At 69.5% G+C, this 19,394-nt stretch carries 14 protein-coding genes; 4 read left to right on the top strand and 10 right to left on the bottom strand.

Features of this window, described 5'->3' with window-relative positions; all coding sequences use genetic code 11:
* Window positions 1–140 precede the first annotated feature (140 nt).
* Window positions 141–1,139: a zinc-binding alcohol dehydrogenase family protein gene (locus ABZ824_RS35135; protein WP_356968656.1), complete on the top strand. Its 999-nt coding sequence runs from the start codon at window positions 141–143 to the stop codon at window positions 1,137–1,139.
* 147 nt (window positions 1,140–1,286) lie between these two features.
* Window positions 1,287–1,943, top strand: coding sequence for a cutinase family protein (locus tag ABZ824_RS35130; RefSeq protein ID WP_356968622.1), 657 nt, complete (start codon window positions 1,287–1,289; stop codon window positions 1,941–1,943).
* Window positions 1,944–2,012: 69 nt separating this feature from the next.
* Here the strand turns inward: ABZ824_RS35130 and ABZ824_RS35125 are convergent, their stop codons facing one another.
* From ABZ824_RS35125 to ABZ824_RS35110, 4 genes are all read right to left on the bottom strand, one after another.
* Window positions 2,013–4,037, bottom strand: coding sequence for an SDR family oxidoreductase (locus ABZ824_RS35125; RefSeq protein WP_355078512.1), 2,025 nt, complete (start codon window positions 4,035–4,037; stop codon window positions 2,013–2,015).
* A gap of 301 nt (window positions 4,038–4,338) precedes the next feature.
* The gene (locus ABZ824_RS35120; RefSeq protein WP_356968620.1) at window positions 4,339–6,042 is read right to left on the bottom strand and encodes a 5'-nucleotidase C-terminal domain-containing protein; all 1,704 of its coding nucleotides are present in this window, start codon (window positions 6,040–6,042) and stop codon (window positions 4,339–4,341) included.
* Between the two features lie 85 nt (window positions 6,043–6,127).
* Entirely contained in the window at window positions 6,128–6,784 is a 657-nt protein-coding gene (locus tag ABZ824_RS35115; RefSeq protein ID WP_355078510.1) for a biliverdin-producing heme oxygenase, read from the bottom strand.
* A gap of 106 nt (window positions 6,785–6,890) precedes the next feature.
* Window positions 6,891–8,288, bottom strand: coding sequence for a threonine/serine exporter family protein (locus tag ABZ824_RS35110; RefSeq protein ID WP_356968654.1), 1,398 nt, complete (start codon window positions 8,286–8,288; stop codon window positions 6,891–6,893).
* Between the two features lie 260 nt (window positions 8,289–8,548).
* On the opposite strand from ABZ824_RS35110, the gene ABZ824_RS35105 reads away from it, so the two are divergent.
* On the top strand, window positions 8,549–9,403 hold the full coding sequence (locus ABZ824_RS35105) for an LLM class F420-dependent oxidoreductase (protein WP_355078551.1): 855 nt from the start codon (window positions 8,549–8,551) through the stop codon (window positions 9,401–9,403).
* Between the two features lie 492 nt (window positions 9,404–9,895).
* Here the strand turns inward: ABZ824_RS35105 and ABZ824_RS35100 are convergent, their stop codons facing one another.
* From ABZ824_RS35100 to ABZ824_RS35090, 3 genes are read right to left on the bottom strand one after another with little or no spacing between them, the layout of a single operon-like run.
* The gene (locus tag ABZ824_RS35100) at window positions 9,896–11,530 is read right to left on the bottom strand and encodes an ABC transporter permease (RefSeq protein WP_356968617.1); all 1,635 of its coding nucleotides are present in this window, start codon (window positions 11,528–11,530) and stop codon (window positions 9,896–9,898) included.
* Window positions 11,527–12,459: an ABC transporter ATP-binding protein gene (locus ABZ824_RS35095; protein WP_356968615.1), complete on the bottom strand. Its 933-nt coding sequence runs from the start codon at window positions 12,457–12,459 to the stop codon at window positions 11,527–11,529. Before ABZ824_RS35095 ends, ABZ824_RS35100 begins: the two co-directional genes overlap by 4 nt.
* Window positions 12,459–13,112, bottom strand: coding sequence for a TetR family transcriptional regulator (locus ABZ824_RS35090; protein ID WP_356968613.1), 654 nt, complete (start codon window positions 13,110–13,112; stop codon window positions 12,459–12,461). The genes ABZ824_RS35095 and ABZ824_RS35090 overlap by 1 nt, the downstream gene beginning before the upstream one ends.
* Window positions 13,113–13,214: 102 nt before the next feature.
* On the opposite strand from ABZ824_RS35090, the gene ABZ824_RS35085 reads away from it, so the two are divergent.
* Window positions 13,215–15,167 carry an acyl-CoA dehydrogenase gene (locus ABZ824_RS35085; RefSeq protein WP_356968611.1) on the top strand — a complete coding sequence of 651 codons (1,953 nt, stop codon included), beginning with the start codon at window positions 13,215–13,217 and terminating at the stop codon, window positions 15,165–15,167.
* Between the two features lie 31 nt (window positions 15,168–15,198).
* On the opposite strand, the gene ABZ824_RS35080 is transcribed toward ABZ824_RS35085, so the two are convergent.
* From ABZ824_RS35080 to ABZ824_RS35070, 3 genes are all read right to left on the bottom strand, one after another.
* Window positions 15,199–16,095, bottom strand: a complete 897-nt coding sequence (locus tag ABZ824_RS35080; protein WP_356968609.1) for a nuclease-related domain-containing protein — start codon at window positions 16,093–16,095, stop codon at window positions 15,199–15,201.
* Between the two features lie 108 nt (window positions 16,096–16,203).
* Window positions 16,204–17,601, bottom strand: coding sequence for a DUF2252 domain-containing protein (locus ABZ824_RS35075; protein ID WP_356968607.1), 1,398 nt, complete (start codon window positions 17,599–17,601; stop codon window positions 16,204–16,206).
* A 50-nt stretch (window positions 17,602–17,651) separates the two neighbouring features.
* On the bottom strand, window positions 17,652–19,346 hold the full coding sequence (locus ABZ824_RS35070) for a GMC family oxidoreductase (protein WP_355078502.1): 1,695 nt from the start codon (window positions 19,344–19,346) through the stop codon (window positions 17,652–17,654).
* Between the last annotated feature and the right edge of the window lie 48 nt (window positions 19,347–19,394).

The raw sequence follows: 19,394 nt of genomic DNA, 5'->3' as shown, positions 1-19,394 counted from the left end.
TCAGAATTCGCCGGACCGCGTGGCCGTATTCGCCGAGTAGGGTGATTCCGGCCCGGCCGACGCGGTCGAGGTGTCCATCCGTGTCGATCCGATCGGTGCGAGGTGATCCGATGAGCGAGGTTCGCAGCGGTACGTCCGCGATGCGTTGCTGGCGGGTGCGCAGGCCGGGTCCGATCGAGAGCGGACCGTTGGACGCGGAGCGAACACCCGTCCCCGAACCCGGTCCCGGCGAACTACTGGTGCGTGTGCTGGCCTGCGGCGTGTGCCGGACCGACTTGCACGTGGCCGAAGGCGACCTTCCGGCGCACCGCGCGGGGGTGGTGCCGGGGCACGAGGTCGTCGGCGAGGTCGTCGCGGTCGGCAGGGCCGCGGAGGGTTTCGCGGTGGGGGACCGGGTGGGCATCGCCTGGCTGCGGCACACGTGCGGCGAGTGCAAGTTCTGCCTGCGCGGGGCGGAGAACCTCTGTCCGCATTCGGCCTACACCGGCTGGGATGCCGACGGCGGCTACGCCGAATTCGCCTGTGTGCCCGCGACTTACGCGCTGCGGCTGCCCCCGGGCTACTCCGATGCCGATACCGCCCCGCTGTTGTGCGCCGGCATCATCGGGTACCGGGCGCTGCTGCGGGCCGCCGTGCCGCAGGGCGGGCGGCTGGGGATCTACGGTTTCGGCGGCAGCGCCCACATCGCCGCTCAGGTAGCCGCCGCGCGCGGAGCGGAGGTGCACGTGATGACGCGGGATCCGGCGGCGCGGGAGCTCGCCGCCGCGCTGGGCGCCGCCTCGGTGCGGGGCGCGGCGGATCCGCCTCCGGTGCTGCTGGATTCGGCGATCCTGTTCGCGCCCGTCGGTGAGCTGGTGCCGCCCGCGCTGGCGGCGCTCGATCGCGGCGGGATCCTCGCCGTCGCCGGTATTCACCTCAGCGACATTCCCGCCTTGAACTACCAGCGGCATCTGTTCCAGGAACGAGAGATTCGCTCGGTGACCGCGAACACCCGCGCGGATGCCCGCGAATTCCTGGCTTTCGCCGGCGAACACCGGATACATCTGACCACGCACGGGTATTCCCTGGACATGGCCGATCGGGCGCTGGCCGATCTCGCGCACGGACGATTTGCCGGTGCGGCGGTTCTCCTGCCGTAGAACACGATTCGGCGCTGACTCCGTATCGGTCGGATGGAGTTCCTTGACCGCCTCCTCAGCCGTTCTTACCTTCGCGGATATAGCCGAGTAATTATCACTGACAAGTGTCGCTCGGCTGTCTCACAACGGCGTGAGTAGGTGAGTACGATGGCCAACCGGAAGGTAATCCAGTTCGAGAAGTGGCGTGTAGTAAGGGCATTCGCCGTGCTACTGCTCGTCGCGGGTTTCGGGGCTGCGACGGGAATGCACGCGTGGGCCGCGTCCTGTGCGGCGGTCGACGTCGTCGTCGCCAGAGGCACCCATGAACCCGGGTATCTGGGTTCGGTGGTGGGCGATCCGCTGTACGACGCACTGTGGCAAGCACTTCCGGTCGATTCGCAGGCCTATCGGGTGGACTACCCCGCCGACCTGCTCGCACCGTCTTCGATCAGCCGCGGCACGCAGGACATGACCGCGCACCTGATGTGGCAAGCGGAGAACTGCCCGGACCAGCGGTTCATCCTGGTGGGCTTCTCGCAAGGAGCCGTCGTCACCCACGGGGTGCTCGGCACCGGCATCGTCACCGTGCTCGGTGGCATCTACTCGCTGCCCGGAGATCTGGAATCCCGGGTGGCGGCGGTGCTGCTGTTCGGCGACCCGATCCGGCTGATCGGCTGGAACGTGCCGGACCGATACGCCGGGCGGACCGGAAACTACTGCGCGAGCGGTGATCCGGTGTGTGAAGGCGGCATCCGTCCGGCCGCGCACACGGACTACCGGTGGGCCATGTGGCCCGCCGTGGAGTTCGCGGTAGACCGGATGTGACATCCCGAGACGGGAAATCCGCGGGGTGGGACCGACCCGAGGTCGGTCCCACCCCTCAGTCCTGCACAGTCACCACTGCAAGCCCGGAACCACGCGCGCGACGCGCGCCGCGGGGGAGGGCAGCGCCATGAGCGGCATGATCACCGGCGCCAGCGCGGACAGCGCGCCGCCGGGCGCTTCGGCAGCGGGCGACGGATCGGCCGGACGGCGGTCCGAGCCGCCCCGCGCCGCGCGGGACTCCCCGAACAGCCGGAAGCCCTGGTGCATGATCTGACGCTTCACCGACGGCATCAGCAACTCGACCGCCTGGGCGAAGGTGCCGACGGGCGTGTCGATGCGATGCGGCCGGTCCTCGAGCGCGCGCACCACGATCGCCGCGGCCTGATCCGGATCCGGCACCGGAAGCGAGCGGTACAGGTCGGTCGGGGCGATCATCGGGGTCCGCACCAGCGGCATCCGCACCGAGGTGAACGTGATACCGGCATCCCGGTTCTCCACCGCCGCGATGTCGCTGAAGTTGTCCAGCGCCGACTTGCTCGCCACGTAGGCGGCGAACCGGGGCACCTTGGTCTGCACCGCGATCGAGGAGATGTTGACCACGTGCCCGAAGCGCCGCGCTCGCATCGACGGCAGCAGTCCCAGGATGAGCCGCACGGCGCCGAAGTAGTTCACCGCCATGGTGCGCTCGAAATCGTGCATCCGGTCGGTGGAGTTGAGCACGGAGCGGCGGATCGAACGGCCCGCGTTGTTCACCAGGTAGTCGACGTGGCCGTGGTCGTCGAGGACGCACTGCACGAGCTTCTCGACCGCTTCGGAGTCGGTGATGTCGCACGGGTAGGTATGCGCGACACCGCCCTCCGCGCGCACCGCCTCGGCGGCGGCCGCCAGGTCGTCGTGACCGCGGGCGACCATGAGGACCGTGGCGCCGCGCCGGGCGACGGCGTGCGCGGTGGCCAGTCCGATACCGGAGGACGCTCCGGTGATGAGCACGACCCGCCCGGCGAGCGGGTCACCGGTGACCGACACGCGGCCGCGCTGCGGGTCGAGGTGGTCGCGCCAGTACTGCCACAACCGCTCGGCGTAGCTGTCGAACGACGGGACGGTCAGACCGGAGCCGCGCAGCTGGGCGCGGGTCGAATCGCTGATGAACTCCGCGGAGAACGAGGTGTGCGGAGCGACTTCGGCCGGGATGCCCACCTGCTCGAGCAGGAAATCGCGCACGGTGGTGACGCCGGGGATGTGCGCGAGGCCGCTGAGCGCCAAACCGCTGCCCGGCACCGTTCCCACACCGGTCGGGGCGCCCGCCGCGGCGGCGAGCGCGCGATACACCTCCCCGAAGGGCTGCGGCTCGGGGTTGACCAGGTGGAAGGTGCGTCCGTCCAGGCCGGGGCGACGGATCAGTTCGCTCATGGCGGCCGAGACATAGTCGACCGGAACGATATTCGTCGCGCCGAGATCGGGCAGCGGCAACGGCAGATCGGACGGCAGCGTGGCCAGCCGCGCGATCGCGCCGAAGAAGTAGTAGGGGCCGTCGATCTTGTCCATCTCGCCGGTGCGGGAATCGCCCACGACGATCGCGGGCCGATAGACCCGCCAGCGCACGCCGCGCGCCTGGCGGACGAGTTTCTCGGCGGCGAACTTGGTGCGGTGATACGGCGAGGTCAGCTGCTGTCCGAGGTCGAAGTCCTCCTCGAAGAACTTGCCTTTGTGGTCGCCCGCCACCGCCACAGAAGACACGTGGTGCAGCACCGCGCCCAGCTCGCGAGCCAGGGCCAGCACCGAGCGCGTGCCGGTGACGTTCGCCGCGTGCGCGGTGTCCTCGTCGGCCGTCATGTCGTAGACCGCGCCCAGATGAACGATGTGGTCGGCCCGTGGCGCTTCGCACGCCAAACCGAGCCCTTCGGCGGTGAGATCGCCGATCAGCGCGTAGACCCGCTCGGCGCCGCGCCAGCCCGCCGCGATGTCGGTGAACTTGCCCAGTGACGTCTCACGCACCAGCACGTGGACGATCGCCTCGGCGTCGTTGTCCAGCAGGTCTTGCACAACCCGCCTGCCCAGGAAACCGGTCCCGCCCGTCACGATGTAAGTGGCCATCGCACTCTCCTGCTGTTCAGTCGAACCTTGTTGTCGCACAATTCATCCGGCATGCGGCAATGGATGCGGACAGCGTCGATTCGGCCCCCAGCGACAGACGTCGGGCCGAAAGTAGGAACACCTTCGTCCTGACTTATTACTCAACAGTAATCGACCGCGTGCGGCCCCGGCAAGCGATCATGAGCCGTTCACCCTGTGGGACTGGTCACCGTCGGCGCAGGTCAAACGGTATGTGTTACAAAGATTTCCAGTTACCCGAGTTCTGGTCGAGTGTCCAGCAACTGGGCAGCGTCCGGTCTCGCTACTTCTTCTCGACGCGGGCGGGTGGCGTCTGCAGCGGAGGCTTGTCGCGCAGGAACGTCTCGAAGGCGTCCAAGTCGGTCGGGCCCACCGCGGTATCGGCTCCCTCGGTGAAGACGGTGAATCCGTCGCCTCCCGAAGCCAGGAAGTTGTTGGTCGTGATGCGATAAGTCGCGACGGGATTCAGTGGCTGACCTGCGATGCGGACGCTGTCGGCGATCACCTTCGCGCCTGTGGGGGCGGTGTCGGAATAGGTATAGCTGAACCCCGCCGGAGACAGAATGGTCGATTTGCCGGTGTTGTTCCACTGCTGTTCCAGCAGGCGCAGGATCTGGCTGCCGGTCAGCGTGAGCGTGACGACCTGGTTGCCGAACGGTTGGACGGTGTAGAGGTCGCCATAAGTGACCGGCCCCTGCTTCAGATCGGCGCGCACGCCACCGGGGTTCATGAAGGCGGCGACGGCGGCGGCCGGGCCCGCCGTGGCCGACAGCATGGAATCGGCGATCACGTCGCCCAGGGGCGAGGTGCCCGCCGGTCCCGGGTCGTGCGGGAGGGCGTTCGCGGCCGCGCCGACGACGCGGCCCGCGCGCGGCCGGGACTGCTCGGTATAGAAATCGATCAGCGCGGTCGTCTGAGCGTCGGGTGTCACCTCGCGGGTCACCACGCGGTTGACCGCCGAGGCCTGCACGCCGTCGCCGCCGAAACGCAGCGTGACGTCGGTGACGAGCCGCCCGTACGAGGCGGCCTGGGTGATCACCTTGCCGCCGATGGTGCACACGTAGGGCTGGTGGCTGTGGGCGGTGAACACCGCCCGGACCGCGGGGTCGATCCGCTCGGCCAGTCCCGTCACGTTCGGGGTGACGTTCGCACAGCCGTTGTAGTCCAGGGCCGCGTTCCGCTCCGGCCGCTGGGAACCGCCGTCGTGCACCAGCGCCACGATCGCTTCGGCGCCCGCCGCCTTCAACTCCGGCACGTAGCGATTGATCGCGGCGGCTTCGTCGCCGAAGTGGAAGCCCCGGATGCCTTCGGGCAGAACGATGCTCGCGGTTTCGGGCGTGACCGTGCCGACTACGCCGATCCGATGGCCGCCCACCTCCAGCATGGTCCACGGGCGCAGCGCGGGCGGTGGGTTGCCCTGCGCATCGATGACGTTCGCCGCGAGATAGGGAAATTTCGCGCCGGTGAACGGAGCGCCGGGAGAACATCCGTCGAAGGCACACCCGCCTTGTTGCAAGCGCGCCAATTCCAGCACGCCGTCGTCGAATTCGTGGTTGCCGACCGCGGACGCGGCCACTCCCACGTTGTCGAGGAAGTCGATCGTCGGTTCGTCGTGGAACAGGCTGGAGATCAGCGGGCTGGCCCCGATGTTGTCCCCGGCCGCCACCACCGCGCTGGACGGATAGGCGGCCTTCAGCCGGGCGAGATGAGTGGCGAGATACGCGGCTCCGCCCGCGTCGTATTGCGCGATCCTGCCGTTGGACCCGCTCGGCGGCTGCAGATTGCCGTGGAGATCGTTGAAGCCGAACAGGTGCACCTCGTCCGGTTGCGCCGCACGCAGGTCGTTCGTCGAGATCAACGGCACGATCCCGGCCGCCGTCGAGGAGCCGGGACCGGCGCCGGGGTCGGACGTCGTGCCGCAACCCCCCACCAGACCGACACCGGCAAGACCGGCAAGAACCACGGCGATGCGGCGACGCGCTCTCATATCACGACTGTCCCACGTCGGCGACGTTCGCGCACGACAGCCGAAATGCCGCCTGCCGCACGGCGATGCGCCGCGCCCGATCCCGCTACTGCGCGGCCGGGAATTCCTCGGCGAGTTCCTCGAAGACCGCGGTGTTCATCGCGAAGGCGCGCCTGCCCTCGTCGAGCACGCGGCGGCGCTCCAGGTCGTCGAGCGGCAGCCGGTCGAGCAGGGCGCGGTATTCCCGCTTGAACGCGGCGGGATTGCCGACTCCGTCGAAGACGTAGAAGCGGACGCCGTCGCCGCGATGCGGTAGGTCCCACAGCTTCTCCGCGGTGCCGCGGATGACCTGTCCGCCGGACAGGTCGCCGAGGTAGCGGGTGTAGTGGTGGGCGATGTACCCGGCGGGCCAGTCGCGCGCGCACTCGTCGATGCGTTCGGCGTAGGCGGCGGTGGCGGGCAGCGGCTCCAAGCCGGTTCGCCAGCCGGAGCCGAGCAGATGTGTGAGGTCGCGCTCGAGTTCCGCGGTGCGGGCCAGCTCGGGCCGGATGAACGGCCCGGCCACCGGGTCGTCGGCCAGCGCCGCCCACCGCTGTTCGAGCGCGCGGTAGATGAACCAGAGCTGGCCGGTGTAGCGGTGATACGAGTCGACGCCGAGCGATCCGCCGAGCATGTCGCTCATGAAGCGGGAGTTCTCCGCCTCCGCATGCTGTTGCGCGGTGGCGGTGCGGATCTGCGCCGAGAACGGTACTGCCTCCGACATGTCCGGACCACCTCACCTCACAGCGGGGCCGCCACCGAATCGCGGGCCCTGACCAGTTCGATAAGAGATTACCGGTCGGAAGTTGCGCGCGCATGCACCTCGTGGCTCAGTGCACGGGCGTCGATCGGCGGCGGCGCCGGACGATCGGGCGGCGCAGCGAGCCGAACCGGCGCAGTATCCGCGGCCTGCGCACGGTGCGGTCGCACCATTCGCCGAGAGTCACGCCCGCCGCCAGTGCGCAGCCGATGCCGACGGCCGCGAGCAGCTGGTTGCCTCCGATCAGCAGTTCGTCGTTGAGCAGGGCGTAGAGGCCGCGGTAGACCTTGAGGCCGGGAAGCAGCGGAGTGATGCCCGCGACGGCGACGACCAGCGGCGGAGTCAGCGCGCGGCGGGCCATCAGGCCACCGGCCAGGCCGACCAGCGTCGCGGCGACGCCGGAGGAGATCACCGGGCCGAAACCCGCCTCCTGGATGAGCATGAAGCAAATGATGCCCGCGGCGCCGCTACCCGCGGCCGCGGCCAGCGCCCGGCGTTCGGCGTAACAGGCGAGCGCGAACGCCAGGGCCGCCACCGCACCGGCCACGATCTTCACCGGCAGGTCGGTGATGTCGCGGGTGGAGGTCAGGTACACCGGGGGCACGGTGGCGTCGACGAGATCGGCGATGCGCAGGGTGAGCGCGATACCCGCGATGATGCCGCCGGTCATCATCATCACCTCGAGCATGCGGGCCGTGGCCGTGATGGGCGCGCCAGTGATCGCGTCCTGCACCGAGCCGACCAGTTGCAATCCGCTCAGCAACACGGTGATACCGGCTGCGATGATCAGGGTCGGGTCGACGTCGATCCGCAAGCGCGCGGCGAGGCTCGCCAGCACGATGGCCGGGATCGCCGCGATGGCGCCGCCCACCATGTGCTGGAAGAAGAACGGCAGCCCGTAGCGATTGAGGACGCGATTGGTGCGGTCGATCGCCGCGGTGGTCGCGAAACTGACCGCGGCCACGAGGGCGCCGCCGCCGAGCAACGCGGCGATCGCCGCCGCCATCAGCGACCACGCCGCGGTGGCGGTCCAGCGGTGGTACGGGTGCGGCGCCGAGGTGATCGCGTCGAGTGCGGCGCGGGCCTGAACCGGAGGGACCACTTCGTGGCGGATCCGGCGGGTCAGCCGGTCGACGGCGGCGAGCCGGGTGAAATCCAGGGCGCGGTAGTGCACGATCCGCATCGTGCTGGCCGGTGGCAGCGCGGCGCCGCGGTCGGCCCAGATGCGGATGGCGTCGTAGGTGACGTCGATGCTGCACCGGGACAGCCCGTAGGTGGCGGCGATGAACCGCACCGTCGTGGTGGTGTCCACCACGCCGGTGCCGGAGGCCAGCACCACTTCGCCGACCCGGACCGCGAGGTCGAGGACTTCGGCGACTCTGGCGTCGTCGGTGAGGTCGATCGGCTGCAACGGCGTGGGCGCGGTGACGATGGTGTCCGCGGTCGCCTGCCGGTCCGCGACCAGCATGCCGACGGCCTGGGTGACGACCGGAATCGGCCGGGCACGCCGCAGGCGAAGCCCGCGACGCCAGCCGAGGTGATCCACCCGTCCGGTGGTGACATCGCCTACGGAAGTTGCCTCAGGACTCATGGAGGCGAACCTAGTCATCCGATGTCTTCTCGGCATCCGTGCGGGTCGCGGCGGGCGCGCCGGTCGCGATCACCCCTTGGTCGGACCGCAGGTTCGTGGTAGAACTTGTTCTAATTTCGGCGATGGGAGCGCGTACGGTGCGGTACGGAATCGTGTTGTTCACCAGCGATCGGGGCATCACCCCCGCGGATGCGGCGCTGGCCGCCGAGCGTGCCGGATTCGACACGTTCTATGTGCCCGAGCACACGCACATTCCGGTGGTCCGGGCCGCGGCGCACCCGCGCACCGGCGATGCGAGCCTGCCCGACGACCGTTATCTGCGGACTCTTGACCCGTGGGTCGCGCTCGGCACCGCCGCGTCCGTGACCGAGCGCATCGGCTTGTCCACCGCGGTGGCGCTGCCCGCCGAACACCATCCGATCACGCTGGCCAAGACCATCGCCTCGCTGGATCACCTGTCCGGCGGCCGGGTCAGCCTCGGCGTCGGATTCGGCTGGAACACCGACGAACTGGCCCACCACGGCGTGCCCGCGGGCAAACGCAGAACGGTGCTGCGGGAGCATCTGGAGGCCATGCGTGTGCTGTGGACCGAAGAGGAAGCCGGCTTCGACGGCGAGTTCGTCACCTTCGGCGCCAGCTGGTCTTGGCCGAAGCCGGTGCAGAAGCGCATTCCGGTCCTGCTCGGCGCGGCGGGTACCGAGAAGAACTTCACCTGGCTGGCGAAGTACGCCGACGGATGGATCACCACGCCCACCGAGGACGACCTGGACCCCAAGATCGCTCTGCTGCGCCGGATCTGGCGCGAGCAGGGGCGTGCCGACAATCCTGAGGTCATCGCGCTCGCCGGGCGGCACGACGCGCAGCAGCTGGCGCGCTGGGCCGAATCCGGGGTCACCGAAGCCGTTTTCGGACTGCCCGACCGTTCCGCGGAGGACGTCCGGGCCTACCTCACGCGCCTGGCGGGAAAACTGGGAATCGAGCACGCCGGGTGACACGCGCGGCGTGACCAATCGCGTCCGCGGATCACAACAAGGGCTCACCAGGGCACCGGCCACGACGATAGCGCCCGCCGCGACCAGCAGCCATCGTCGTCCCGGCTCCGCGCCCGCGTCGGCGACGGCCGCCGGTGCGGGGTGGTGCGCGCGCCGAAGACACCGTCCGCAAACGCCATCCTCGTAGACCGGCCCGCCCTCCGGTCGCTGACGACCGTCAGGCCCAGCCGGATCGGCACTGGCTGCGCGCGTCTTTCGTCGGCAGAACGGGGCGTCGGCGCCGGTGTAGCGGCCACCGCCAGGGAGCGGCGCGACCACGTTCGGCGACCCACCGTCGGTCACGGCAAATATCCTGTCGGCCGTTCGGTGCGGCCGGGCTGTGCCCACGCGCCGGGCGCAGCGAGCGCCGCCTCAGGCAGGCGGCGAGCCGAACGGCCCGCTGACGAGAAGTGGCCCGCGCGAACGGGTTCGCGCGGGCCACGGAGAACGCCGTCAGCGCAGGTCGCGGCTGCGGAAGGCGGTGATGCCGACGGCGAGCAGCGCCGCGGCGGTCGCGAGCAGCCACAGCAGCGGCTGCGCCTGGAATTCGGCGCCGGGCACCTTCGGCGGGTGGACGAACGGCACGAGATCGAGCATCCAGTGCGGCAGGCCGTCGAGCGAGCCGACGAAGAAGATCACCACCATGGCGCTGAGCACGCCCCACGCGACCGGGGCGAACCGCGGTGCGAGACCGTAGAGCGCGACCGCGATGCCCGTGACGACCCACACCGCGGGCACCTGCACGGCGGCGGCGGCCAGCGATTGGGAAAGTTTCGTCCCGAGGTCGCCGTCCGCCGCGCCGTAGACGATGCCGATCGCCACGCCCGAGACCAGCAATGCGGCGGCGGGGCCGAGCAGCGCGAAGCCGATGTGGCTCAACGCGTAGCGGACGCGGCCGACGGCGCCGGACAGAGTGGCCTCGACCCGGGCGCTGGTCTCCTCGTCGTGCAACCGCAGGGCTGCGGAGATCGAGTAGGCGGACGCGGCCGCGGCGAGCATCGTGAGCGCGTAGGTGATGAAGGACTGCTGCAGCTGCTGTGAGCCGCCCATCCGGGTGACCATGTCCCGGATGGACGCGCTGCCGTCGAGCATGTCGCCGACGCTGTTCACCGCGCCGCCGATCAGCAGGCCGTAGAGCGCGAAGCCCACCGTCCACGCCAGCAGGGTGCCGCGCTGCAGCCGCCAGGCCAGCCCGAACGGACCGGACAGGATCGCCGCCGCCGCGGACGGCCCCGGACGCTCGGCGATGAGCCCGGAACCGACGTCGCGGTTGCCGAGCAACGCGTACGCGACGCCGGTGCCCAGCACCGCGAGAGCGGCGAAGAGCAGCAGCACCCACCAGCGTTCCTCGGCGTACGGGCGGATCTGCAGCGACCAGCCGATCGGCGACAACCACGACAGCACACCGTTTCCGGCGTCACCGACCGCCCGTAGCGCGAACGCCGCGCCGAGGGCGCCGAAGGCCACTCCGCGCGCCACCCGCGCACCGGCGCTGACCTGGGCGGCGACCGCCGCGACGGCCGCCCAGACGATGCCGGACGCGGCCAGTGCGGCGCCGAAGGCCACCGATCCCGCGCCGGGCAGGTCGGTGCCGTAGAGCGACAGGGCGCACACGATGCCGGCGAGCAACGCTCCCGAATAGGTCATGAGCAGGGTGGCGGTGAGACCGGCGTAGCGTCCGATGCTGGTGGCGCCCACCAGTTCCGCGCGGCCGGTCTCCTCCTCGACCCGGGTGTGCCGGATCACCGTGAGCACCGTGGCGATGGCGATCATGGTGTACATGGCGCCTGCTTTCCAGGTGCCGATCGACCCGAGCGCGGAGCTGAACACCGGGCCGTACATGGCGATCAGCGCGGGACTGTCGGCCGTGGTCCGCGCGAAGCTGTCCAGGGACGCTTGGTTGTCGTACAGACCCTTGATGCCGGCGACCTGGAACGCGGGCATCAGGCCGATGAGCAGCGTCCACAGCGGCAGCACGATTCGGTCGCGCCGCAGGTACAGCCGCAGCAATCGCCCGGTGCCCACGAAGTCGCCGGATACGCCGAATGCCCGCGCCGCCGTGGCGCGGCCGGCGATGGCGGTGGTCATGCTCGCACCTTCTCCCCGGTGGCCGCGCTGGACTCGGCGCCGTGGCCGTCGACGTGGTAGTGCCGCAGGAACAGCTCTTCGAGCGTGGGCGGCGTGCTGGTCAGGCTGCGCACGCCCGCGTCGCCGAGCACCCGGATGAGCTCGCCGAGGTGCTCGTTGTCGACCTGGCAGCGCAGCGTGTGGTTATCGAGTTCGATGTCCTCCACGCCCGGGATGCGGCTCAGATCGCCCGCGTCGCCGGTCAATTCGGCGGTGATCGACGTGCGCGACAGGTGGCGCAGATCCGACAGTGACCCGCTCTCCACCGTGCGCCCGGCGCGGATGATGGTGACCCGATCGCAGAGCGCTTCGACCTCGGACAGGATGTGGCTGGACAACAGGACGGTCGCGCCGCGCTCTCGCGCCTCGTGCACACACTCCCGGAAGACCTGCTCCATCAACGGATCCAGCCCCGAGGTCGGCTCGTCGAGCAGCAGCAGCGGCGCGTCGGAGGCCAGCGCGGCGACCAGCGAGACCTTTTGGCGGTTGCCCTTGGAATAGGTGCGCGCCTTCTTGCGAGGGTCGAGATCGAAGCGCTCGATCAGCTCATCGCGCCGCTTCTCGTCGAGACCGCCCCGCATCCGGGAGAGCAGATCGATGGTCTCCCCGCCCGACAGCGACGGCCACAACGTGACATCGCCTGGCACATAAGCCAATTCGCGGTGCAATGCGACCGCGTCGGCCCACGGGTCGCGGCCGAACAGTCGAGCCTGCCCGCCGGTGGCGCGCAGGATGCCGAGCAGTACCCGGATGGTGGTGGACTTGCCCGCGCCGTTGGGGCCGAGAAAGCCGTGGATCTCGCCCTCGGTGACGGTGAGGTCGAGGCCGTCGAGCGCGGTGACGTGACCGAAAGTCTTGCGCAGATCGCGGACTTCGATGATGTCGGACATCACTTCTCCTTGGTGAATGTGTCCAAGATCGTGGGATCGGTGAGCAGCCCTTGGGTGTAGAACTCCAGGGCCGGTGGGGTGAGTTCTTCGCTGAGTTCGCGAATCGCCTTGCGGTAGTCGATCGTCTCGTCGCGGTGCTGGCGCATCTGCATGTACAGCATGGTTGCGCCGACGTTCAGCATCATCAGGTATCGGGCGCGCGCCGCCGGGTCGCGGCTGGGTTTGATCCTGCCCGCCTCGACCGCCTTCTCGAGGTATCCCTCGGCATCTGCGGCCATGTGCTCGAACAGTGATTCCGCCATCGGTCCGCCTGCCTGCAGGCTACGCACCATGTAGGCGACCAGCGGCGCGTACGACTCGATCTCGGCCAGGGCGTCGAGCATGCCCGCCTTCACCGACGACGCGGTGATCGCCTTGACCTTCTCGTCGCGGATCAACTGCAGCACCCGGTCGTCGCAGGCGGCGCGCAGGCCGTCCTTGGACCCGAAGTGATGGTTGACCAGGCCGGGGGAGACGCCGGCGGCGGCGGCGATCTTGCGGACTCCGACCTGGAATCCGTGTTCGCCGAACACCTCGATCGCGGTATCGCGAATGCGCGCCGCGGTGCTCAGATCGTCGGCGGATCCTTGCGGAACGGGCTGTTGGTTAAACACATGTTCAGTATATTAAACAGTCGTTCAACGGTCTAGCAAGACCTGTCGCCGACTTGTCGCGCATCACGGTTTGCCGCCCGTGTACGGGGCTATCGTCGAGACATGACTAGCGGCACGGCAACGACGGCGGACCACCTACGCGCGGCACTCGACGGCCCTTGGGCGGCCGTCCGGGACGAAGCCAGGACCTTGCTGGCCGGGGAGGAGTTCACCGCCGATCCCTACCAGGACTACAAGGCCGCCCGGGCGCGCGTGCTCGAGCAGATGAAGGCGATCTCCACGATGGGGTTCGCCGAGCGCGGCTTCCGCAGGGAGAACGGCGGTACCAGTGAGCCGGGCGCGGCGGTGGTCGGCCTGGAGATGCTCGCGTACGCGGATCTGTCGTTGTGGGTGAAATCGGGCGTGCAGTGGGGTCTTTTCGGCGGCGCCGTGGAGAATCTCGGCACCGAACGGCACCGGGAGTTCATCGAGCGCTTGATCTCGCTGGATCTGCTCGGCTGCTTCGCGATGACCGAGTCCGGGCACGGCAGCGACGTCGCGAACCTGGAGACCACGGCGACCTACGACCCGCAGACCCAAGAGTTCGTGGTGCACTCGCCGACGCCGTCGGCGCGCAAGGACTACATCGGGGGCGCGGCCGAACACGCCAGGATGGCCGCGGTGTTCGCGCAGCTGATCACGCAGGGCGAGAACAAGGGCGTGCATTGCCTGCTGGTGCCCATCCGCGACGAGAACGGCGCCGACCTGCCCGGCGTGACCACCTATGACGACGGCCTCAAGGGCGGCCTGCCCGGCGTGGACAACGGGCGCATCGTCTTCGACCACGTGCGCGTGCCCCGGGAGAACCTGCTCAACCGCTACGCCGACGTCGCCCCCGACGGCACCTACAGCTCCGAAATCGACAACCCCAGCCGCCGGTTCTTCACCACGCTCGGCACCCTGGTGCGCGGCCGGGTGAGCGTCGGCGGCGCCGCGGCGGCGGGCGCGCGCGTCGCCTTGAGCATCGCGGTGCGCTACGCGCTGCTGCGCCGCCAGTTCTCCGACCCGGACACCGGGGTGGAAACCGTGCTGCTGGACTACCGCAGCCACCAGCGCCGTCTGCTGCCGCTGGTCGCGAAGTCGTATGCGCTCGCGTTCGCGCAGAACGACCTGGTGCGGCGGATGCACCTGGTGCAGACCGGCCAGAATCTCGAGCCGGGCGCACAGCGCGCACTGGAGAAGCGCGCGGCAGGCCTCAAGGTCGCGCAGACCAACCACGCCACCCGCGCCATCCAGGAGTGCCGCGAAGCGTGCGGCGGCGCGGGTTATCTCACGGAGAATCGGCTGGTGACCTTGAAGGCCGACACCGACGTGTTCACCACCTTCGAAGGTGACAACGTGGTGCTCACCCAGTTGGTGGCCAAGGAACTGCTCACCGCCTACGCCGACGAGGTGCGCGACCTGGACGCCCTGGGCTGGGTGCGCTTCGCCGCGACCATGGCCGGTGACGTGGTGCGCAAGCGTTCGGGCGTGCGCCAGCTGATCCAGACCCTCCGTGACCGCGGCGACGATTCCATCGATGAGGGCGATCTGTCCCGCCGGGCGGTGCAACTGCAATTGTTCGCCGACCGCGAGGACTACCTGGTCCGCACCGCGGCGCACCGGCTGCGCGCCAGGGCCGAGGAGACCGGCCCGTTCGAGGCGTTCAACAATGCCCAAGACCACATCCTGGCAGCGGGCTCGGCGCACATCGACCGGCTGGTGCTCGAGGCGTTCATCGAGGGGATCTCCGACATCGAGGACCCGGCCGCGCGTGAACTCGCCGACTGGATGTGCGACCTGTTCGTCTACTCCACCATCGAGGAGAACCAGGCCTGGTACATCATGCACCGGTTCATGTCGGTGGACCGGGCGAAGGCGGTGCGCCGCGGCGTCAACGAACTGGTCGACCGGCTGCGTCCGCACGCTTCGACCCTGGTCGAGGCCATGGGCGTGCCGGAGCGGATGCTGCGCGCGGCCATGCTCGACGACGCGAGCGTCTTCCAGCGGGACCAGCCGATCTCGGCGTCGTCCTAGCGGCCGGGCGGTCGCACCCGTCGGCGGCCGCTCAGCCCGGTCCGTACGCCGTGAGCGCGGTGACCACGAACCACACGACCCAGACGAAGGCGACGATCATGCCGATGGCCAGGACGGTGCGCATCACCGCGCGCCCGAAGTCGAGGTCGCCGGACTCGCGTGGATACAGCTTCCACGGGCTGTACCAGGGCGCCCGGATGACGAAGGCGGACGCCTGCGCTTCCCGCTCGGCCTGCGCGAGTTCCTCCGCGTAGGCCTCGGCCTGCGCCTGGTTGGGCCCACCGTGCCAGAGCGTGATGTCGATCGGGCCGAGAAAGCCCTCGTTGAGCAGTTCCTGCGGCGCGGGCAGGTAGGGCAGGATGCCGAGACCGCGGAACGCGACGGCGACGTCGTTGGCCGTCCAGAGGAACTTCTCCTCCGTGGCGAGCGAGTCGAAGTAGTGCCGCAGCCGGCCCGGGTCGTCGCCGATGATCACGTCGAAACTCGGATCGGCCCACCGCTGTTCGAGTCGCAACTGGGCGCCCGACAGCGGGACGACCAGCGCGACGCCGTGCACGACCCGCTGCCCGAGGCCGCGGGCGGCCAGCCATTCCTGCAACGCGAAAGTGTGCTCGCGGGATTTGTCCAGCGGCGTGCTGCGGTCGCGGCTCTCCATCGCCACCGGCTCGCCGTTGATCGTCCACTCGCCGTTGAGCGGGACCTCCAGCACGCCATCCTGGCGGGCGACCAGTGCATCGGCCTCGATCACCACGCAGCTGGTCGGGGTCCAGACCACGGCGTCGAATTGGTGCAGCCGATCCTTGTGGAACAAGCTGCAGGTGATCGTCGCGACACCGTGCGGACTCCCGGGGTCCTTCCAGGTGCGCAGCCAATCGATCAGCACCCGCTCGGCATTGGTACCTGCGGCGTTCTGGACTCGCACGAGCATTGGCGGCCACCCTTCACGTCGACACTCGACAGGATACGAGGTGCCGCAACGGATTCGCCGCGCCCGTGCCGACGGACGGCGTGTCGGGCGCGAGGCACTGCGGCCGGGCTACTCCGGTTCCTCGGCGGCGATCCGGCCCGCCCGCACGGCCCCGGCCAGTTCGGCGTGGTCGGCTTCGGTGCGGTCGGCGTAACGCACCGCGAACGCGGCGACCGCGTCGTCGAAGCGTTCGTCGCCGTCCAGATATCCCGACAGCAAGCGCGGATCCAGCGACCGGGAATGGGCCCTGGCCAGCAGCGCGCCCGCCAGCCGCCCGTAGTCGTCGAGGTCGTCCGCGGGCAACTCGGCGGGATCGATGCCGCCCTTCATATTGCGAAATTGCCGGACGATGAAAGGCATTTCGACGCCGTCGCCGACCGGGTCGAGGGACGTCCACCCGAGCAGGAGATCCGACTCGGACTGAACAAGCCTGGCGCCTCGCACGATTCGCTCACCCTCGTGCCGTACGGCGGCCGTCGGCAGGAACGGGGCGAGCGCCGCTGCCGCGGCCTGCTTCACTTGCAGGACCAGCGCCTCGCCGTCGTTGCCGTGCAGCAGCGCGAGATAGCTGCGCAGCCCGACGCTGCCGGTCCCGACGATCCGGAACGCGATGTCGGACACGGCGAACCGGGCCAGGAGATTGCGCCGAGACTCGGGCAAGGTATCGGCATAGCGCTCCAGCCCGCCGATCACCGCCTCCGCGACGCGCTCGTCCACCGCGGTCAGAATCGGCGGATCGCTGACGAAGCGGTGCTTGCGGATACCGGTCTGGTGATCCTCGAGGTGCTCGGTCCACTTGGCCACCACCTTGGCGCTGGTGTTCTTGCGCGCCTTCTTGGCCGCCTTCTTGAAGTCGTCGAGCAGGTCGTCGGCCTCGGCCCTGGCGAGCACCGACTCGTCGGGCAGCGCGGACCAGGACGCCATGAACGGCATCGCGGCCAGATCCGCCACGGCCAGGCGGTAAGAACGGGCGGCGTCGCGCGCGGCGGTGCGGCACTCGTCCTCGTCGGCGCCCGCCTCCCGCCCGGCCAGTACCAGGCTGGCCGCGAGGCGCTCCAGATCCCACTCCCACGGACCGGGCACGGTCTCGTCGAAATCATTGATGTCCATGATGATCTCGCCGCGCGCGGTGCCGTACAGGCCGAAGTTGGCCGCGTGCGCGTCACCGCACAGCTGGGCGGTGAGCCCACTGTCCGGGCCACCTGCCAGATCGGCCGCCATCAACCCCGCCGCGCCCCGATAGAAGGTGAACGGCGAGGCGATCATCCGCCCGATCCGCAGCGGTATCAGGTGCTCCAGCCTGCCCGCATTGCTCATCTCGACGAAATCGAGCACGCTCGGACGCCGTACTCCGGTGGCCGCCCGATCCCTTGCGCTGACCGGAACCCGCTCACGCAACGCGCGTCCGCGGGCGCGCACCTCCTCCGCGGGCACGTAGGAGCGCAGGTCGATACCACTGTCTGACACAACGGATCACGCTAGCCGCAGGCGACCGTTCATGCCGCGTGGTGTCGGCCTCACTTCACCTGGGTACGGGGCGACGCGGGCTCGATCGGCAACCGCAGCGCGCCCGGCGCCTCGGCGGGCACCGCCGGTCGCGCCGGCGGCACCGGAGCGATGCGCCGGTAGGCCGACCCCAGTTCCGGCCGCGGGTCGGGTTCGTCGCGGTTGGGCCAGAACGCCATCGCGCGCTCGGCTTGCGCGGTGATCGTCAGCGACGGGTTCACGCCGAGATTGGCGGTCACCGCCGAGCCGTCCGCAACGTGCAGGCCGGGATGACCGTAGACCCGCTGGTACGGGTCGACCACGCCGCTGCGCGGGCTCTCGCCGATCACGCATCCGCCGATGTAGTGGGCCGTGGCCGGGATGTCGAACACGTCCATGATCAGCCCGTGGGTGTCGCCGTCGACCTTGGCGCCGAACCGTCTGCCGATGTCGTGGGCCAGGGGGATCCAGGTCGGGTTCGGCTCGCCGGTGCCCTGCCTGGTGCGCAGCCGCCCGCGCCTGCGGAACGAGGTCAGCGAGTTGTCCAGCGACTGCATGATCAGCAGGATCACCGACTTCTCCGAGGCGTGCCGTGCGTTCAGGCTGCGCAGGAACACCAGCGGGTGCAGCAGGATCGCCAGCAGGAAGCGCAGGAAGCGGAACGCGCCGCCGTCCACGATCGGCACCGACATCGGAAACAGCGCGTTCTGGCCCTTGCCGTAGTGACACACCTCGACGTGGGTGTCGGGCTCCGGGTGGATCGATGAGGTGATCGCGATGCCCTCGGCGAAGTCGCGGCGGGCGCGGCTGACCACGTTGAGGATGGCCTCGGAGTTGCTCCGGGTCAGTTCGCCGAGCCGGGGCGACAGGTGCGGCAGCACGCCGTCGTCCCGCATCTCGAGCAGCAGCTTCTGGGTGCCGAGCGCGGCGCCGGCGAACACCACCTGCTCGGCGGTGAAGGTTCTGCGCTGCTTGCGGATCCAGCGGCCGGACCGCTCGGTGTCGACGGCGTATCCGCCGCCGGGCAGCGGCCGCACGGCGGTGGCCGTGGTCAGCGGGTGAACCTGCGCACCGGCCTGTTCGGCCAGATAGAGATAGTTCGTGGTGGTGGTGTTCTTGGCGTTGTGCGGGCACCCCGTGAAGCAGCGCGCGCAGTGCACGCAGCCGTTGCGGCGGGGACCCGCGCCGCCGAAGTAGGGATCGTCGACCTCCGTGCCCGGATCGCTCTCGTTGAAGAACACGCCGACATCGGTCGGATGGTAGGTGTCGGCCACACCGAGGTCCTCGGCGATCTCCCGGATCACCTCGTCGGCCGGGGTCGTGCGCGGGTTGGGCGCGACGCCGAGCATGCGCTTGGCCTGGTCGTAGTACGGCGCCAGTTCCGCGCGCCAGTCGGTGATGTGCGCCCACTGCCGGTCGGTGTAGAAGTTCGGCAGGGGCTCGTACAGCGTGTTCCCGTAGATCAGCGAGCCGCCGCCGACCCCGGCGCCGGAGAACACGGCGCACTTGCCGAGCAGACTGATCCGCTGCGGACCGGTGAGGCCCAGGCGCGGCGCCCAGATCGATTTGCGCACATTCCAATTCGTGCGCGGGATGTCCTCGGCGTTCCATCGGCGGCCTGCCTCGAGCACCCCGACCCGGTAACCCTTCTCGGTGAGCCGCAGGGCGCTGACGCTGCCGCCGAAGCCGGAGCCGATCACCACCACGTCGTAGTCGAATGCGGACATGACTTCCTCTCGCTCACCGGCCACATAGTGAGAAATATTCCAAATCAT

This window comes from Nocardia sp. NPDC047038, from assembly GCF_040644075.1.
Lineage (GTDB): Bacteria > Actinomycetota > Actinomycetes > Mycobacteriales > Mycobacteriaceae > Nocardia > Nocardia sichangensis.
This window is presented reverse-complemented; position numbering and strand designations above follow the sequence as displayed.